The organism is Thermogymnomonas acidicola, assembly GCF_014646795.1.
Lineage (GTDB): Archaea > Thermoplasmatota > Thermoplasmata > Thermoplasmatales > Thermoplasmataceae > Thermogymnomonas > Thermogymnomonas acidicola.
The window spans coordinates 586635-604789 of sequence record NZ_BMNY01000001.1; the positions used below are offsets into that span (position 1 = coordinate 586635).

14 protein-coding genes are annotated in these 18155 nt (G+C 55.7%); 12 read left to right on the forward strand and 2 right to left on the reverse strand.

Going from position 1 to position 18155, the window contains the following annotated elements; all coding sequences use genetic code 11:
- Positions 1 to 334 precede the first annotated feature (334 nt).
- The 5 genes from IEW66_RS02885 to IEW66_RS02905 all read left to right on the forward strand — a co-directional run bounded on the left by IEW66_RS02885 (position 335) and on the right by IEW66_RS02905 (position 7450).
- Positions 335 to 1699 (forward strand): aminotransferase family protein, encoded by a 1365-nt coding sequence (locus tag IEW66_RS02885; RefSeq protein ID WP_188680154.1) that lies wholly within the window; start codon positions 335 to 337, stop codon positions 1697 to 1699.
- A gap of 347 nt (positions 1700 to 2046) precedes the next feature.
- Entirely contained in the window at positions 2047 to 3924 is a 1878-nt protein-coding gene (locus IEW66_RS02890) for an ABC transporter substrate-binding protein (RefSeq protein WP_188680156.1), read from the forward strand.
- 38 nt (positions 3925 to 3962) lie between these two features.
- A complete protein-coding gene (locus IEW66_RS02895) occupies positions 3963 to 4958 on the forward strand; it encodes an ABC transporter permease (RefSeq protein ID WP_229657461.1) in 996 nt (331 codons plus the stop codon).
- Positions 4955 to 5902, forward strand: coding sequence for an ABC transporter permease (locus IEW66_RS02900; RefSeq protein ID WP_229657462.1), 948 nt, complete (start codon positions 4955 to 4957; stop codon positions 5900 to 5902). The genes IEW66_RS02895 and IEW66_RS02900 overlap by 4 nt, the downstream gene beginning before the upstream one ends.
- Before the next feature lie 51 nt (positions 5903 to 5953).
- Entirely contained in the window at positions 5954 to 7450 is a 1497-nt protein-coding gene (locus tag IEW66_RS02905) for an aldehyde dehydrogenase family protein (RefSeq protein ID WP_229657463.1), read from the forward strand.
- Between the two features lie 5 nt (positions 7451 to 7455).
- Here the strand turns inward: IEW66_RS02905 and IEW66_RS02910 are convergent, their stop codons facing one another.
- A complete protein-coding gene (locus tag IEW66_RS02910) occupies positions 7456 to 8823 on the reverse strand; it encodes an aspartate aminotransferase family protein (RefSeq protein ID WP_188680160.1) in 1368 nt (455 codons plus the stop codon).
- Between the two features lie 187 nt (positions 8824 to 9010).
- Here IEW66_RS02910 and IEW66_RS02915 point away from each other — a divergent pair, with 187 nt between their 5' ends.
- Genes IEW66_RS02915 through IEW66_RS02925 form a run of 3 tightly spaced genes read left to right on the forward strand, consistent with a single transcriptional unit; the run spans position 9011 to position 12140 of the window.
- Positions 9011 to 10162 (forward strand): saccharopine dehydrogenase family protein, encoded by a 1152-nt coding sequence (locus IEW66_RS02915; RefSeq protein ID WP_188680162.1) that lies wholly within the window; start codon positions 9011 to 9013, stop codon positions 10160 to 10162.
- 18 nt (positions 10163 to 10180) lie between these two features.
- Positions 10181 to 11191: an ABC transporter ATP-binding protein gene (locus tag IEW66_RS02920; RefSeq protein ID WP_188680164.1), complete on the forward strand. Its 1011-nt coding sequence runs from the start codon at positions 10181 to 10183 to the stop codon at positions 11189 to 11191.
- The gene (locus tag IEW66_RS02925; protein WP_188680166.1) at positions 11181 to 12140 is read left to right on the forward strand and encodes an ABC transporter ATP-binding protein; all 960 of its coding nucleotides are present in this window, start codon (positions 11181 to 11183) and stop codon (positions 12138 to 12140) included. Before IEW66_RS02920 ends, IEW66_RS02925 begins: the two co-directional genes overlap by 11 nt.
- On the opposite strand, the gene IEW66_RS02930 is transcribed toward IEW66_RS02925, so the two are convergent.
- Positions 12134 to 14017 carry a glycoside hydrolase family 15 protein gene (locus IEW66_RS02930; protein ID WP_229657464.1) on the reverse strand — a complete coding sequence of 628 codons (1884 nt, stop codon included), beginning with the start codon at positions 14015 to 14017 and terminating at the stop codon, positions 12134 to 12136. The genes IEW66_RS02925 and IEW66_RS02930 overlap by 7 nt on opposite strands.
- A gap of 161 nt (positions 14018 to 14178) precedes the next feature.
- Between IEW66_RS02930 and aroB the strand changes: the two genes are divergently transcribed.
- The 4 genes from aroB to IEW66_RS02950 are packed head-to-tail and all read left to right on the forward strand — an operon-like array spanning position 14179 to position 18142.
- The gene (gene aroB, locus IEW66_RS02935; RefSeq protein ID WP_188680167.1) at positions 14179 to 15288 is read left to right on the forward strand and encodes a 3-dehydroquinate synthase; all 1110 of its coding nucleotides are present in this window, start codon (positions 14179 to 14181) and stop codon (positions 15286 to 15288) included.
- A gap of 1 nt (position 15289) precedes the next feature.
- Complete coding sequence (locus tag IEW66_RS02940) at positions 15290 to 16072, forward strand: shikimate dehydrogenase family protein (RefSeq protein WP_188680168.1); 783 nt, start codon at positions 15290 to 15292, stop codon at positions 16070 to 16072.
- Positions 16059 to 16886: a shikimate kinase gene (locus tag IEW66_RS02945; RefSeq protein ID WP_194446409.1), complete on the forward strand. Its 828-nt coding sequence runs from the start codon at positions 16059 to 16061 to the stop codon at positions 16884 to 16886. The genes IEW66_RS02940 and IEW66_RS02945 overlap by 14 nt, the downstream gene beginning before the upstream one ends.
- A complete protein-coding gene (locus IEW66_RS02950; RefSeq protein WP_188680170.1) occupies positions 16883 to 18142 on the forward strand; it encodes a 3-phosphoshikimate 1-carboxyvinyltransferase in 1260 nt (419 codons plus the stop codon). The genes IEW66_RS02945 and IEW66_RS02950 overlap by 4 nt, the downstream gene beginning before the upstream one ends.
- Positions 18143 to 18155: the final 13 nt, after the last annotated feature.

Consider the following 18155-nt stretch of genomic DNA (forward strand, 5'->3'; position numbering starts at 1 on the left):
CCATGGTAATGCTTTATTTGGTATTAAATCCATCGTCTTATTAAGCAAGGTGTAAAATAACCCTAACCGGAAGCTATGATATTTATTTTTTTATCTGTGTTCTAATACCGATCCCGGGTCGGAAATCCAGGGTAAACATCCAGGCGAATGGAAATGCCAGAGGACTCAGGCCGGATATCCGATCTGCCCCCTCAGGCCCTGAAACGGGTTTTCAGAGTTAATCACATGGTTTCCGTTGGTTCTCTGGAAAAATTTCACCTACACTCAGCTGAAGGGAAAAAACATAATAGATATACTGTGAAAAGTTAAAATAGTTACAGAGAATAGCCTCAGTATGGGCGCCATACAGGGTAGCACATACGACCGGGAAAGGGTATCCAGGGTTACCAAAGAGCATACATACGGCACATGGAGGAAGCAGGGCCCATGGAATCCACTGGTTGTTGAGAGGGCGGAAGGCGTCTACTTCTACGATAAGGATGGAAAGGCTTACCTTGACTTCTCCTCGCAGCTCATGTGTTCCAACCTCGGCCACAGCAACAGTAACGTGATTGAGGCAATGCACCGGCAGGCCGAGAAACTGGCATACATACAGCCCTCATACACAATCGATGCCAGGGCGGAGCTGGCAGAGGAGCTTTCTTCAGTCCTGCCAGGGAACCTGGACAGGTTCTTTTTCGGCACGAGCGGGACCGAGGCAAACGAGGCGGCTGTCAAGATTATAAGGATGTACAACTCTTCCAGTGGAAAGGTGAAGATAATATCCATGTACAACTCTTACCACGGCTCCACCGCAGCCAGCATATCGCTGACAGGTGACTTCAGGCGCATACAGGCTGAACCGGACTTTGGAATAAACGGCGTTGTCCACGCACCGCCCCCCTACTGTTACAGGTGCCCGTTCGGCCTGAAATACCCTGACTGCGGCCTGGCCTGTGCTGATTATATTGAGTACATGATAAAGAACGAGGGGAACGTCGGGGGCCTGATCATGGAACCCGTGACCGGGACCAACGGCGTGGTGATACCCCCACCCGGGTACATGGAGAGGGTGAGGGAGATAACCGAGGAGAACGATGTTATAATGGTAACGGACGAGGTCATGTCGGGGTGGGGCAGGACAGGGGAATGGTTTGCGGTGGACCACTGGAACATAAAGCCAGATATACTCACCACCGCAAAGGGCATAACATCGGCATACTTCCCGCTCTCCCTCACGGCCACTGACAGGAGGATATCGGAGTACTTTGAGGACCACTACTTCGCACACGGCCACACTTATGAGGCGCACCCGGTTGGGATGGCTGCTGCGACAGCTGCAATAAGGGAGTACAAGCGCCTCAACCTTATAGAGAGGGCCAGGGAAATGGGTAAGTACCTGTCAGGCAGGCTGGAAGAGCTCAGGGAGAGGCACCCATCGGTGGGCGATGTGAGGTCCATAGGGCTTTTCGCTGCGGTTGAGATAGTGAGGAACAGGGAGACCAGAGAACCGTTCAACACTTACAGGGACAAGGTGGAGGGAAGGCCACTGATGACAGACAGGATAGCGTCAGAAATGATGAAGAAGGGCGTCTATGTGAACACCTGGGTCAGCCACTTCGTCATCGCGCCGCCACTCATAATCACAAAGGAAGAGATAGATGCAGGTGTCTCTGCAATGGACGATGCCCTGAGGCTCGCCGACTCGGAGGTGAAATGAGCGCACAGGCCTCTCAACCTCCAGGTCCTGTTTTTAGATCATGGGGTTGAGGCAGGCCTTAACCTTCAGCCCTTGGCCTATAACTATTCACGATCTTCATGCCGTTGCCCGTGATTGCTCTTCTCCCACATCTTGTACGCTTGAACTCACACAGTGTTTCAGTACGTCTACCTCCGCCCTGGCAAAATCTAAATAGTGGAGAGAATAACCTCTCATCTTCATGGAAGTGACCTTATGTCCTGTTGGATGTAAATATTTTCAGCATTACAGGCCTATTTATGTAAAAAATCCTTGGAGGACTTTAGATATGAAAACATATAAATATTTGGATTGGAATATTCTGAAATATGAAGGTATCAACAATCGCGATCATAGTCGTTGTCGTAGTGATCGTGGCAGGGGTGGCTGCTTTTGAGATCCACAGGCCCCACTCGCAGGTAACAACGCCATCGGTGATCGTTGAGGGCTCGGCAAAGGCACCGGGCCACCTTGACCCGGCCGTGACGTTCAGTACCGCTGGATGGGAGATAGCGAACCAGATATACCAGGGGCTTGTGGCCCCCAACGGCACCAGCGAGGACACTTACGTTGGTGTGCTTGCAGTGAACTGGAGTGTATCCCCCAATGGCATGCACTACACATTCTACCTCAGGCACAACGTGACATTCAGCAACGGATACCCGTACAATGCCTACGTGCAGTGGTACTCCATGTACAGGACGATAATAATGAACCAGGCACCATCCTTCATCCTGTCGCAGAACTTCAACTACTCTAACGGCGTTAATTTCACAGTCACGCCGCAGGAACTGAACACTTTCAACTTCACTGACCCCAATGCGAGTGAGCTGCAGGTGATGGAGTACCCGTACCAGTCCTTCCAGGTGATAAACAAGTATGAGATCAGGCTGAACCTCGGTTACGGTTACAACGGGGATGTGCCATTCAACTCTCTCCTCGCCACTCTGACAACTCCCATGGCCGCAGCTGTTGACCCTGCATATGTGGATGCGCACGGTGGCGTCCAGTACGGAACGATAAACTCATACATGACGACCCATGCGCTGGGGACAGGGCCATACGTGCTGGAAAAGTACGTCCCGGGACAGACAGCTGTCTTGGAGGCAAACCCGCACTACTGGGCATACAATATAAGCAGCAGCCAGTGGAACTACGCCATCCACCCGCCCTACGTGAAGGAGATCGTGATAGACTACCAGCCAGTGTCCACCTCAATATCTGCAGCCAAGGCGGGCCAGCTGCAGGTAATAGACGATCCCTCAACGCAGTATTACAGCACGCTCAAGTCACTCCCAGGCTTCAACGTCACTGTGCTGCCAGTGCAGTTCGGTAGCTCCGAGGGGGCATACTGGGTCTACATGGACCCGTACGGCTACAAGCCGTTCTACAACCTCGATGTCAGGGCAGCGGTCGTTTATGGAATAAACTACACAGGGATAATAAGCACGGTGTTCCACGGCCTGGCCACCCAGTGGATAGGCCCGATACCTGCCGGGTTCCCGTATTACAGCAACGTCACCTCAGGCCTGCAGAACTACACATACAACCCCACACTGGCCGCAGAATACCTGGCGAAGGCAGGATACGAGGCCAAATTCCCCAACGGCACAGTGGTTAACAAAAACAACCCGCTGCCACCAGTCAACTTCACATTCAACTCGGGCTCAACATCGCAGTCAGAAGAGGCGCAGATAATAATATCTGACCTCAACGCAATTGGGTTTGACATAACATCTGACGGTGTCACGCACAGTGCCTGGGAGAGCATAATTTACTCCACGGACAACAGCACCAGCGGGTTGACATACCCGATGGGCATAGGCTACTACACTGAAGACTACACAGCCAGCTCTGACTACGCGACCGCCATAATGGACGAGAGCTATGTGGAGGCACCCTGGTTCAATGAGACCATGTTCAACCTTACGGTGAACGGCACCTCGACGTACAACACCCAGTACATAGTGCAGAACTACACGGAGCTCGTCCACGCAGTCTACCACCAGTACTGGTTTGCATGGCTCAACATACCCTACATGCTTGCAGTCCATGTGGACACGCTCACAGGCTTCATAGAGAACCCAGCCGGGTCAGCTGCAGGTTACTTCATGTTCTGGAGCGACGTGCACTACACCTCACAGACATCCTATCTCCCCCCTGACGTGCAGATGATGGCTGCTACCAGGGAGGGTGAGGGGATCTGATCTCTAGGCGTGAGCTCGCAGTCTACATCTCAAAGAGGGTGGCCGAGGGCATACTCCTGCTCATCGGGACGATAATAATCGTATTCCTGATCTCACACCTACTGAGCCCGGATCCTGCCAGGCTCTGGGCTGGCCCTAAGGCCAGGGCCTCCACGGTGCAGTACGTGATACAGGAATACCACCTCAACGCCCCGATCTATGTCCAGCTCGGAATCTTCCTTAAGTCTTACCTAACGGGCAACTTCGGCATCGACCCGGAGACGGGCAAGTCCGTCCTCTCCGAGATAGAGTTCTATTTTCCCAACACACTGGAGCTGGTCATAGCATCCTTCGTGATCCTTATCATCCTGGGCGTGGGCCTAGGATACATCTCTGCCATGAACTTCGGCAACAAGAAGGATTCTGCAATAAGGGTTTTCTACCTGGCCTCATGGGCCACACCAACGTTCCTTGGCGCTGCACTCGCAATAATGGTACTTTCATCCGACCTGGGCCTGTTCCCGATAAGTGGCATGTACTCACCAACGCTGACCCCTCCTCCGAGGATAACTGGCATATTCGTCCTGGACTCGCTTATAACCGGCCACTTCCAGGACTTTGTGAACGGGATGTACCACCTGATACTCCCGGCCCTCACCCTGGCGTTCCTGAACTTCGGGCTGGTAACCAGGATCACGAGGTCGGGCATACTCAACGTGAAGTGGCTGCCATATGTCAAGACAGCGTACGCCAAGGGCATCGATGAGAAGCTCGTGCAGAGGAGGCACATCCTCAGGACCGGGTTGATAGAATCGAACACTGTCATAGCTGTGATGTTCGGGTGGCTCGTGTCCGGCACGGTTGTTGTCGAGGAGCTCTTTTCATGGCCAGGCATCGGCAGGTTCGCCTACAACGCAGTGGTTTCAGACGACTACCCTGCCCTGGTTGCGGTTGTTGTTGTGTTCACCGCTGTTGTTATCATAGTGAACCTCATAGCAGACATACTCTACGCCGTCCTAGACCCAAGGATAACGCTCTCGGGTGATGCCAGGTGAAGCAGGCAGGGCTAATTGGGGGTGCAAGGAAGGTCCTCGGGGACATCTACCAGAACAGGCTGTCCATGGCTGGGCTTGTCCTGTCAGCCTTTTTCGTATTGCTGGCAGTGCTTTACTCCATACTGGGCACCAGGATGGTGCCCTACAACCCGTACCGCCTCGACCTTTCCGCTGCGAACCTCCCCCCGAGCATGCAACACATCTTCGGCACGGATGCCCTGGGCCGAGACATATTCTCGAGGATAATCGCGGCCATGCCCATAGACATGGCCATGCCGGCAGGTATAGTCCTCTTCTCCCTCCTCATCGGCATACTCCTGGGCAGCATCGCCGGCTACTTCAGGGGCGCGGCGGAAGAGGTGATAATGAGGCTCACCGACCTGTTCCTCGCATTCCCCAGCATAATCATGGCCCTTGCAATAGCCGCCACGCTCGGGCCGAGCATCCCGCACGCCATGCTTTCGGTCATGATAGTGTGGTGGCCGCCCTATGTGAGGCTGGCAAGGGGGAGTGTCCTGGAGGTCACAGCGCAGGACTTCGTGACAGCCTCGAAGGCCATGGACCTATCGTTCCCCTACATCCTGCGCCATGACATACTGCCGAACATACTGCCCACAATGATCGTGTATGCCACCATGGACTTCGGCACCGCGCTCCTCACGATCTCCACTCTGGGCTTCCTCGGCGTTGGCATACCGGTGGGCACTCCGGAACTGGGCCTCATGGCCTCGTCCCTGACAACAACTCTTTACACATACCCGTGGGAGGGCCTTATACCTGCAGCCTTCATATTCCTCATCGTGCTGGGCTTCGGCTTGCTCGGAGAGGGCCTCAGGGACGCCCTGGACGTGAACCTCAGGCCGCACATCATCAGGCGCGTGCCCAGGAAGGCCGACGAGGATAGGCCGCTGGTACTTATAAAGGACACCGGCCAGTCAAATTAAAAAAATTTATTAGGTGAACATTACATATAGACATATTATAGGTAGATGACCATGACGGTGGAAAAATTTAGTGAGAACATGATGTACATAGGTGGCGAGTGGTCGCAGTCATCCGACGGGAGCACCTACAGCCTTGTGAATCCGGCTACAAGGGAGGATATCGGGAGGGTCCAGAGGGGCACGGTGGAAGATGTCAGGAGGGCCATAGATGCGGCCAGGGACGCGTTCGACCACGGCCCATGGCCGAGGATGACGCCGGCCGAGAGGGCTGAGATCGTCTACAGGCTGGCTCAGATGATCGAGAGGGAGAAGCAGGAGTTCATGAGGCTGGAGGTGCTCAACACGGGAAAACCCGTGAAGCAGGCCGCAGACTACGATATCGGGGCCACCATAGACAACATAAAGTTCTTCGCTGGCGCATCGAGGGTTGAGAACGGCATAGCGGCCCATGAATACCTGCAGGAGGGCACCAGCATCCTGAGGCGTGAGCCCGTGGGCGTGGTCGGTGTCATAGTCCCATGGAACTACCCGCTCATGATGGTGGCCTGGAGAGCAATACCACCACTCCTGATGGGCAACACCGTGGTGCTCAAGCCCGCATCAAACACGCCGCTCACTGCTATCAAGCTCGCATCCCTCATACATTCACTGGGCATACCCAAGGGGGCCTTCAACCTGGTCACGGGACCAGGGTCAGTGATCGGGGAGGAGATCTCGAGGAACAGCAAGGTAGACATGATAGCATTCACAGGTTCCACGGAGGTGGGCTCCAGGATAGCATCCCTGGCCTCGTCCACGGTCAAGAAGCTGTCCCTGGAGCTGGGCGGCAAGGCACCTTTCATAGTGTTCGAGGACGCGGACATCGAGGCCGCAACCGAGGGTGCCGTTGTGGGCTCACTCATGAACACTGGCCAGGACTGCGGTGCGGCCACCAGGCTGTACGTGCACGAGAGTGTCTATGACAGGTTCCTTGCAAGGCTGCTGGAGAAGCTGAGGAAGGTCAGGGTCGGCGATCCAATGGACCCGAAGACGGACATGGGGCCGGTGGTGTCGGAGGACCAGTTCAGGCGTGTGAACGGTTATATAGAGGTAGCGAGGAGGGAGGGCAACGTGGTGCTCGATGGCTCCGGCAATGGCGAGAGGGGCTTCTTCCTGAGGCCCACAGTTGTGGAGGTGGATAACGATGGTGCACGCGTGGTGCAGGAGGAGATATTCGGGCCAGTCCTGTCGGTGCTCCGCTTCTCCACATACCAGGAGGCCATAGAGAGGGCCAACAACGTGGTGTACGGCCTGGCATCCTCCGTCTGGACAAGGGATGTGGCAAGGGCCATGAGGGCCTCCAGGGACCTGAGGTTCGGCACCGTCTGGGTCAATGACCACGCCCCGATACCGTCGGAGATGCCCTGGTCACCCCTCAAGCGCTCGGGCTTCGGTGCCTCCACATCGATCTTCTCACTGGAGGAGTTCACGAACCCCAAGCACGTCTACGTCGACATATCTGGAAAAATAAGGAAGTCCTGGTACTACCAGATATACGGGGAGCCATGAGGAGGTCACTCCTCCTTCTCCCTGTATTCCTTCAGGCTCTCCCTGAGTGCCATGATGAAGGCATCTATGTCTTCTTCCGTGTGCTGCGTGGAAAGGGGTATCCTCTCGAACATGTCCGGGTGCAGGTATATGCCCCTCCTGAGCATGTAGCGCTGCAGCTTCTTGTACTTCTCCCAGTCGCTGTCAATGCTCTCCCTGTAGTTCCTGACACTCTTCCTCTTGGTGAATATGAAAGACAGGAGGCCTGTCTCCCATGTGACCAGTATGTCCTCGTCAAGCTCGTCCGCAACCTCCTCAATGCCCTTGGCCATCTTCCTTGTGATCCTCTTCAGGTACCTGTAGGGCTCGAAGTCGTTGTAGGCCAGCAGCCTCAGGTTCTCGAGTGCGCCCGCCAGTGCAATCGGAGACGCGAAGTAAGTGCCGCCGTACGCAACGCCGTTTCCTATCAGTTCCATGTACTCTTTCTTTCCGGATATTGCTGATATTGTGAGCCCGTTGCCCAAGGCCTTGGCCCATGTGGAGAGGTCTGGCTGAACCCCGTAGAGCTTCTGTGCACCACCCTCGCTCACCCTGAAGCCAGTTATGACCTCGTCCATTATCATGAGTATGTTGTACTCATCAGCGAGTTCCCGCACGGCCCTAAGGTAGTCGTCGTCCGGCAGTATCACGCTGGAGTTGGCCATTATGGGCTCCATTATTATGGCCGCTATCTCGTTGCCCCTTATCTTCAGTATCCTCTCCAGGCTCTCCACGTCGTTCCAGTTCGCAACAACCACGGTGTCGAGGACCTCGCTCGGTATGCCAGCTGTGTATGCCAGTGGCCTCGGGAACCACCTCAGGCCGCTCACAACCGGAGGCGACTCCACGGAAATCGCCGCATAGTCGTGAAGGCCATGGTAGTGCCCCTCGAACTTCAGTATAACGTCTTTGCCGGTTGCAGCCCTGGCGATCCTGATCGCATTGAACGTGGCGTCGGAACCGCTCAGTGCAAATATCACCCTGTCCTGGTTCGGCACAAACTTCATGAACATTCTTGCAAGCTTGTATTCCAGCTCGTTTGGCGCACCGAACAGGTACCCGTTCCTCATCTGTTTCTTCACTGCGTTGTTTATCTTGGGGTGCGAGTGCCCGTTGATCAGCGGCCCGAAGGCCATGAGGAAGTCTATGTACTCGTTTCCGTCAACATCCCATATTCTGGACCCCTTGCCCCTCTGTATGAACAGCGGGTACGGGTCCCACGAGGACGTCCTCATCAGGGAACTTGCCCCGCTGGGTATAAGCTTCTTCTGCCTCTCAAAAAGCCTCTCAGACCTGGAGGAGTTCCACTCCCTCCGAGTGTGACTTTCCGATCGGTTCAGGTTTTCTGCCTCCATAAAATATCATCGATATGTGTATTGCCTTCTGGGTATATGTAGTTTTTTGATCCATCGGCATTTTGCTGTAATTTTTCTATATCACTGGGTCTGCTACTTTTTTATTTTTCCAGCAAACGAGTTTGCTGGATACAATTTTCAAAGGTCGATCGACAACTATTTATTTGTCAATACACTGTAAACAAGTATGAAGTTTGCCGTGGTGGGAGGCTCTGGGATCACTGGGAGCGCGGCCATAAGGGATCTCCTGGCCAGCAAGGATACAGAGCACATCCAGGTCATTGACCTCCAGGAGAAGAGGTTTGAGGACCCCAGGGTATCATTCAGGCGGGTGGACATCAGGAACCACGAGGAGCTCTCCAGGACCCTGAAGGGCTCGGACGTGGTGATAAACGCGGCGCAGTATTACTTCAACCTGGACGTCATGAAGGCCTGCCTGCAGGCGAAGGTGCCATACATAGACTTCGGCGGCCTGTTCCACATGACAAGGAAACAGATGGAGCTCGACGACACCTTCGCCAGGGAGGGTGTGCTGGCCATAATAGGGATGGGGGCACAGCCGGGCATATCCTCCGTGGCGGCATCTTATGCGGTGAACAGGATGGATACCGCAGAGAGCGTGGTAATAAGGGACGGGTGGGCGGACAGGACGCCAAACGCCCCGTACTTGTTCACATGGTCACCGCTGACAATGATTGACGAGATGACCATGAACGCCGTCCACTTCGAGGACGGCAAGTTCGTGGAGAGCCCTCCCCTCTCAAGGTCTGAGGTCTATGACTTCGGCCCTGAAATAGGGCAGTTTGCAGTTTACAGGACACTGCACTCTGAGATAGCGACCATGCCTGAGAGTTTCAGGCAGAAGGGCATAAGGTACGTGGAGTGGCTGGAGGGCAGCAGGGATATACTGCTCCTGAAGCAGGTTGTGGACATGGGCTTCGGCTCCACGGAGAAGGTCAAGGTCAATGGTGCCGAGATAGTGCCTAGGGAATTCTTCATAAACTTCCTGAGGCAGCAGGGCAAGCTCACGCCGCCAGAGGGCATCCAGGTCATGGACTATGAGAGGACTGTTGTGGAGGTAAGGGGCAAGGAAGCTGGAAGGGAGAAGAGGGTCGTGATCACTGTTGACTTTAAGTATGACGAGAGGCTGAGGATGTCGGCATCGCAGAAACAGGTGGGCGTGCCGGGATCAATAGTTGCACAGATGGTGGCCTCGGGCACAATAAAGGGGAAGGGCGTGAAGCCTCCGGAGCAGATAGTCCCTCCGAAGCTCTTCTTCCCTGAACTGGCCAAGAGGGACATAAAGGTCAGGTCCGTGGAGGCCAGCGACCTGAACTAGGGGGTGATAGCAGGCCTTATGTATGTTGAAGGCTACAGGATGGGTGAGTTGAACGACAGCATAGTGGCCGTGGAAAACCTCAACGTGAGTTTCTTATCCGACGGCCAGAGGTTGCCTGTTCTCAGGGACATAAACATGGAAGTGAGGAAGGGCGAGAGGGTCGGCATTGTTGGCGAGAGCGGTTCTGGCAAGTCGACCCTTGCGAACGCCATCATGGGCCTCCTGGATTCTCCACCCGCCGTGCACGAATCCGGGGCGATAAGGTTCAAGAACGAAAAGGTCGGGCCGACCCTCAAGGAGGGTGGCAACAGGTTCAGGGGCAGGGGCGTGTCTATGGTGTTCCAGGAGCCACTGGTGTCCCTCAACCCCGTGTACACGGTAGGCTTTCAGCTCATGGAATCCCTTTCGGTAAAGGATCCGGGAGTGACGCAGAAGGGGAGGAGGAAGGAGGCCCTGAAGAGGATAGTGCGCACACTGGCAGATATGAACATAGAGAACCCAGAGGGCATACTGGAAAAGTACCCCCACCAGCTCTCCGGGGGCATGAGGCAGAGGGTAGCGATAGCCTCGGCGCTCCTGCAGGAACCTGAACTGCTCATAATGGATGAGCCAACGACCGGCCTGGATGCCCTGGTCCAGCTGAAGATAATATCCCTCATTGAGAAGATCAGGCGGGAGACTGGGGTTAGCCTTCTAATAATTACGCACGACATATCTGTGGCAGCCCAGCTGTGTGACAGGATATACGTTATGTACGCAGGGAGGGTTCTGGAATCTGGGCCCGCGGAGGAGATAATCGAGAGGCCCATGCACCCGTACACGAAGACGCTGATGTCCTCTATACCGCATGGCTTTTACGATTCACCTGACCTCCCGGTATCGCAGGGGGAACCTCCGGACCTCAGGCACCTGCCCCCTGGCTGCCCGTTCCAGCCGCGCTGCCCGCTCTCCTTCGAGAAGTGCGTCAGCATGCCTCCAGATGTAACTGTCAATGACAGGATGGTGAAGTGCTGGTTGTATGCCAGGTGAATACATACTCGATGTTAGGGACCTGGTTGTCAGGTTCAGGGTTAAGGGTAGGGGCTTCACCGAGGCCCTCAAGGGCGTCTCGTTGGGCGTGAGGCGCGGAGATTCCTACGGCATAGTGGGGGAAACAGGCTCAGGCAAGTCCACACTTGCTAAGACCATATTGGGCATAAACAGGCCGACCTCAGGAAGCATTTACCTTGAAGGGAGGGAGATCGATTACTCTTCGAGCAAGGACGTCAGCCTAGCAAGGAGGAACATAGGCATAGTGTTCCAGGACCCTGTGGGTTCACTTAACCCCCGGGAGCCGGTGTACAGGATAATAAGGGCAGGGCTCATAAATTCAGATGTGCCGAAGGACCGCTACGAGGAGAGGATAGTTGAGATATCCAGGCAGGTGGGGATCCCTCAGGGCAAACTGTGGTCCTATCCAGGACAGCTGAGCGGAGGTGAGAAGCAGAGGGTCTCCATAGCCCGTGCACTCGTTGCACCGAAGAAGATCCTGATCCTGGACGAACCCACAAGCTCGCTAGATGTGAGTATCCAGGCGGAGATACTCAACCTACTCAGGGACCTCAGGAGGTCAATGTCCATCACATTCATCTACATATCACATGACATAAACGTCATACGCTTCATGTGCAACAGGGTGTCCGTGCTGTACTACGGGAAGGTGGTGGAGTGCGGGGAGACGAAGACCGTGCTCTCGTCACCGGCCCACCCGTACACCAGGGTGCTCACCGGGAGCGTGCTGGGCATACAGAGGTCTGAGATACAGGCATCAGACAGCGTTGCAGGCGGGCATGTGAGCACGGAGGGAGGCTGCATTTTCAGGAAGGTGTGCCCATCGGCATTTGAGAAGTGCAGTGTGGAGCCAGCACCCACGGCCCTGGATGGTGACCACAGCGTGTGGTGCCACATATACGAGAAGAGCGAGGAGGTCTATCAGTAGTACCTGGAAAAGTCTATTATCTTCCTGGTGTCGATGGAATTCCCGCTCTTCCCGTTCTTCCTCTTGAGCACCTCGTTGAGCTTTGTGGCAACCCTGATCACGCCGAGGTGGGTTATGGCCTGCGGGAAGTTGCCTATGAGCTCTCCCGTGTTCAGGTCCACCTCCTCGGAGAAGAGCCCCAGGACATTGGCCTTGTCAAGCAGCGATTCGAACACTTCCTTTGCCTCCTCCACCCTGTTCAGTATGATTAGGTCCTCCACATACCAGAAGGAGAGGAGGAGGAACGGGTTGTCTGGGCATGCGAAGCCATCGTCTTCGGTGTACCTCTTGAAGAGGAAGTTCCTGACCATCAGTTCCTTCTCTATCCTCTCAACAGTGCCCGTTATCCTCGGGTCATCCGGAGGCAGGAAGCCCACCATGGGTATCCTGAGGAGAGCCGCGTCCACGCTCTTCGACCCGTAGTACTGCGTGAAGCTGTTCAGCTCAGGGTCATAACCGTTCCTGAGTATGTCCTCCTTGATCTCGTCTGCCGTGGCCTTCCACTTCCTGTAGGGCCCGGAGAACCCCTCCTCCCTGCCCATCTCTATTGCCCTCGTGAACGCAACCCAGCACATCAGCTTGGAATAGACATAGTGTTTGGGCTCTGTCCTGAACTCCCATATGCTCGAATCCGGGTTCCTCCATATCTTCGAGATCTTGTCAAGGGTCTCCCCAACGAAGTCCCACAGGTAGGAGTTTATGAGGCCCCCTATCTTGTGCAGGTGGTACACTGCATTTATTATGGACCCGTACTCGTCCAGCTGGAGCTGCTCAGAGGCCTTGTTACCTATCCTGACTGGCCTCGAGAACCTGTACCCCTCGAGGTCGAGTTCCTCCTCGTTCAGGTTCGAATCCTCGTTTATGCTGTATATTGTCCTTATCCTGCCCTCCCTCTCTATTATGTGCATCAGGTCATAGAGGAACTTGGTGGCCTCCCTCTTGTAGCCTATCATTGCCAGGGCCTCTATGACGTATGCGGTGTCCCTTATCCAAGTGTACCTGTAATCCCAGTTCCTCTCTCCACCCACACACTCCGGGAGGCTCGTCGTGGGTGCGGCAACCATCAGGCCGGTTGGCTCGTAGAACAGGCCCTTCAGGGTAAGTGCGGATCTGATGACATCCCCGTGGTAGAGGCCGTTATAGGTGCTCTGGTTGCACCACTTCTGCCAGTAGTTCACAGTTTCCTCGAGCCTCTCGTAGGACTTGTAGTCAGATATCTTTCCTATGTGGTCCACACCGTGGAGTGCCACGAACCAGTTCGCACTCCTCCTGGGCAGGTGCAGTGTGCCGCTGAGCCTGTCATTGAACCTCTCCAGCTTGAAGGGTAGGGCGAGGCCAACGCTCTCCCTGGTGTCCTTGAACACGTAGCCGTGCTTCCTCTCCTCTATCCTTGCACTCTTCCTGCCGTAGTCGAAGGCCACCTTGAATGATACCTCAACATCCACCTCCTCCGAGAGCGTCTCCACAAGCCTGTGTATCTCTGGAAAACTGATGGTGGAGTACTCCGATGTGGGCATGAAGTCCGTTATCCTCAGTATGACCTTGTTGTTCCTCACGAACTCCGTGATCAGTACGTTAGTGAAGTCCTTGTATGACTGGTGGACATAGAGGTTGGAGGTGTCCAGGGGCGTGATGCGGAAATAGCCCCCCTTCTTCCTGTCCAGTATCGAGAAGAATACGGGGGGTGAGTTGAAGTTGGGCAGGCACGCCCAGTCGATTGTGCCGTTCATGCTCACCAGGGCAGCAGAACGGTTGTTGGCAATCATCCCGTGGTTGCCGATCTTTGTGAATCCATCAACGTCTATTTCGTCGTAGGGAGTTAAACCCCTGAAACCCAATGGGATCTACCGGCCTTGACTAGGGAATCTCATTATATCAACGTTTCCTCCACCGGAACTGCGAAATCCAGCACTGTATACAGAATTTCGGTAGGCAGATCTCAGGGTGGGTTTCACCTGCGCAACTAAATTTAAGTTAAGGTGTCACATAATATCACGCAATGGCTTCCATTGAGGGCCAGAAGGTCATAATTGAGAACGAGGGTGGCAAGACGGAGGCGATCATAGGCAGGGGAGTCATAGAGCACACGGTCGAGATCGCCTCATCCTACACCTCGCTCGTCCTGATGGTGAGCTCCAGGGTGGCCTCGCTCTACAGCAGCATAATGCCCAGGCTCGAGACACTCGACAAGAACACGGTGGTGCTCAACGTACAGGACGGGGAGTCGCTGAAATCGATCAAGAACTATCAGAAGATAATGAGGGTGCTTGTGGAGAGGGAGGTGGACAGGCACTCCCTCCTCATATACATAGGCGGCGGGACTGTGGGGGACCTGGCAGGTTTTGTTGCCGCGACATACAAGAGGGGCATAGACCTCCTCGCCGTTCCAACGACCCTTCTGGCACAGGTGGACAGCTCTGTGGGCGGAAAGAACGGCATAAACTTCGCAGGCGTGAAGAATGTCATCGGGACATTCTACCAGCCCAGGGTAATACTGGACGAGATCTCGTTCCTGCTATCTGCCCCCGACGAGGTGCTGAGGAACGGCCTACCGGAGGTCATAAAGTACGCATTCATAGGTGAGCAGAGAATCGGGGCACTCCTCTCGGAAGCAGGCGGCCTCTCGAAGCTGAGGTCAGAGCAGGCCCTCATGGACATAGTCTCCTGGTCCGTGAAGTACAAGGCCTCGGTCACAGCTGGTGATTACCGTGACCGGTCTGGCCTCAGGGCGGCCCTGAACTTCGGGCACACCGTGGGTCATGCCCTGGAGGCCGCATCGGGGAACAGCATAGGCCACGGTGAGGCCGTGGCCCTGGGCATGCTCGTGGAATCATTTGCGGGCCAGAGGTACGGAATCACTCCGCGGGGCACGCATGACAAGATAGCCGATCTCATCTCCATGTACGGGATAAGGCTGCCTGACCTCTCGGAGTACAGGGTAGATGGCCTTGTCAGGTACATGATGAACGACAAGAAGACAACCTCTGGAACGATCAGGTTCTACGTGCCTGCCCAATCGAACACGGTATCTGAGATGCCTCTCTCCCAGGATCAGGCCAGGAGGGTGCTCAGGGAATACATTCAAAACCAGGGAGGCATCTCCCATTAGCATGCTATCAGGTATCATAGGTCACCCGGTCTCGCACACCTGGAGCCCCTATATATACAGCAGTTTGGAGCGCATCTACGGCGTAGAGATCGATTACCTTCCTGTGGACATAAGGCCAGAGTTCGTCCCGACCTTCTTCAGGAGGGCATCCAGGAATTTTTCATGGTTCAACGTCACGGTGCCGCACAAGGTCTCAAGCATGCGCTTCCTTCACGAGATCGACAGCTCCGCACGAATGTCAGGTGCCGTTAACCTGGTCACCGTGAACGACGGGAGGCTGATCGGCTACAACACGGACCTGCAGGGCTTCACGGACATGTGCAGGAAGCATGCTCTCGACCTCAGGGGAAAGAGGGTGGCTGTGGCCGGTACAGGGGGTGCTGCCAGGGCGGTTACCGCTGCACTGGTGGGGTCTGACGTGACACTGATCTCGAGGTCTCCGGGAGACAGTGAATGGGGTGCCAGGGCGGTTGATTACGGGACAGCAAGGTCGATGGAGTTCGATGTCCTGATAAACTGCACACCCGTGGGGATGTGGCCCAACAGCGCTTCGGACCCGTTCGAGGGCTTTCGCCTCCACGCTGGCATTGTGGGCATTGACCTGGTCTACAACCCTGTCGACACGCAGTTTCTCAGGAGAGTCAGGAATGCAGGCGGTACGGCGGTCTCGGGCCTCTGGATGCTCATATATCAGGCACTGGAGGCATTCCGGATAGTAACGGGGATCAGGGCTGCCGAAGGGCTGGCAGACACCCTCTTCAGGAGGCTGAGTGCCCTTGGTTGAGTCTGTGCGCGTGCACGCTGATGCTGCGGTGACAGTGTCGTGCGCGTTTTCCGGTGCCCTGGGCTCTGCGGCAAAGATCGACCTGCCTTTCACCATGGATGTGAGCAGGGGGGACCCGGGGGAACTGAGGGGCCTCTCCAGGGAGTGCAGCAGGGCATTCTCCGTGGGCGGTGAATTTCACTTCGAGGTGGTGGACAGGATACCGGAGGCACAGGGCCTCAAGAGCAGCAGCGCGCTGGTGCTCTCCGCCATGATAGGGGTTTCTAGGCTGCTGGGAGCTGAGCTGGAAGGAGAGGAACTCCTGAGGCTCTGTGCGGAAGCGTCTGTGAGGCTCGGGCTCTCTGTGACAGGTGCGCTTGACGACCTCTCCGCAATATACTACGGCGGGGTATCTGTGACGGACAACGCCTCCAACAGGATCATCTTCACCGACAGGATGCCAGACCTGCCAGTGCTTGTTGTAGAGTCCAGCGACCGGAGGATCTCGTACAGCGCCAGGGTCGATGAGTACAGGAAGATGAGGAGGGCCTGGAGGGCGGTGGAGAACCTGCTGATGAGGAGGGAGTTCCTGGAGGCTATGGTCATTGACGGGTACCTGTGCAGTCTCATCGAGGGATCGGACGGGGATGCCATATCTACCATGCTCCTCAACTCTGCCACGCATGCCTGCCAGAGCGGTAAGGGGCCCGCAGTGGTCGGCGTCTTCAGGAACGAAGGGGACATGGAGAGGTGTGCATCCATCCTCGAATCCAAGGGCCGCAGGGTGAAGCGGTCAAGGTTCAAGAACAGCGGCATCTGGGTTGAGCACATATGATCCTCTCGTTCTCTTCGCCCAGGCTCTCCGGATCACTGGTGGCCCCATCTTCGAAGAGCTACTCCCAGAGGGCCATTCTGCTTTCAAGCGCTATCGGTGGTGAAACCCTTGTCACACCGGTTTCCGGGTGTGACGATGAGATTGTATCTGAGGGTGTTGCAAGGGCTGCGGGGTCTTCCATACGCGAGGAGGGCAGTGGGGTCCGCATAACCCCAGACTTCAGGTGCCCTGGCAGTGTCTATGTGGGCGAATCTGGGACCACATACAGGCTGGCCATGGGCCTTCTGGCAGCAATGGGCTGCACCGTTGACTTTAACGGGGAGCCATCACTCTCCAGGAGGCCCATCGGATGGCTCTTGGAAGCGCTCTCCAGGTGCGGTGTATCTTTCAGCCCCAAGGGAGACGGCTTCCTCCGTATGGATGCTTCCCGTGTTCTGCCATCGCCCGTGGATGCAGCGGCCATGGAGAGCTCACAGTTCGTGAGCTCGATGATGCTCTTCTACGCACTTTCAGGCCAGAGGGGAACCGTGATCCGCTTCCTTGAGAGGCCACCGTCCATGGAGTATGTGGAGGTCACCGCAGAGGTGCTCAGGTCCTTCGGCATGAGGGTGGGCGTGACAGGGAAGGGTGTGGAGATGCACGGTGACGTCAGGTCTCCGGGCACATTCCATGTTGAGGGTGACTACTCCTCCGTATCCTTTATCGTGTCAGCCACTTCACTCCTCGACGGCTCGGAGGTCAGGGTCTCTGGCCTGAACAGGCAGAGCGTTCAGCCAGACAGTGCCCTGGTCAGGTGGCTTGAAAGGAACGGACTTGCGGTCTGGGACAGAGACGTCCTTGTGGTGAGCGGTGGCAGCACGGGCGGGATAGAGGTCGACGCTGACAGGACACCGGACCTGGCGCCCGTTGCTGCGGCCATCGGAATATCAACTGTGGAGGGGGCAAGGATCCTGAACTACGGGAGGCTCAGGTACAAGGAGAGTGACAGGGTAGCCTCTATACTGGATATGGCTAGGAGGTTCGGTGCCAGGGTGGATGTTAGCGATGGCTGTATCAGCATCCGAAGGGGAGAGAAGCCGGGTAGGGTGGCATGCGATTCCAGGGACCACAGGATCATAATGGCTTACACGGTCGCTGCCATGGCCCTTTCATGCGATCTCGAGATAAGGGAACCGGGCCACGTGGCGAAGAGCTACCCATCTTTCTTCGGAGACTTGCGTGCACTCCTGGGGAACGGCCTGAGAACAATTTTATAGCAATCCACTATGG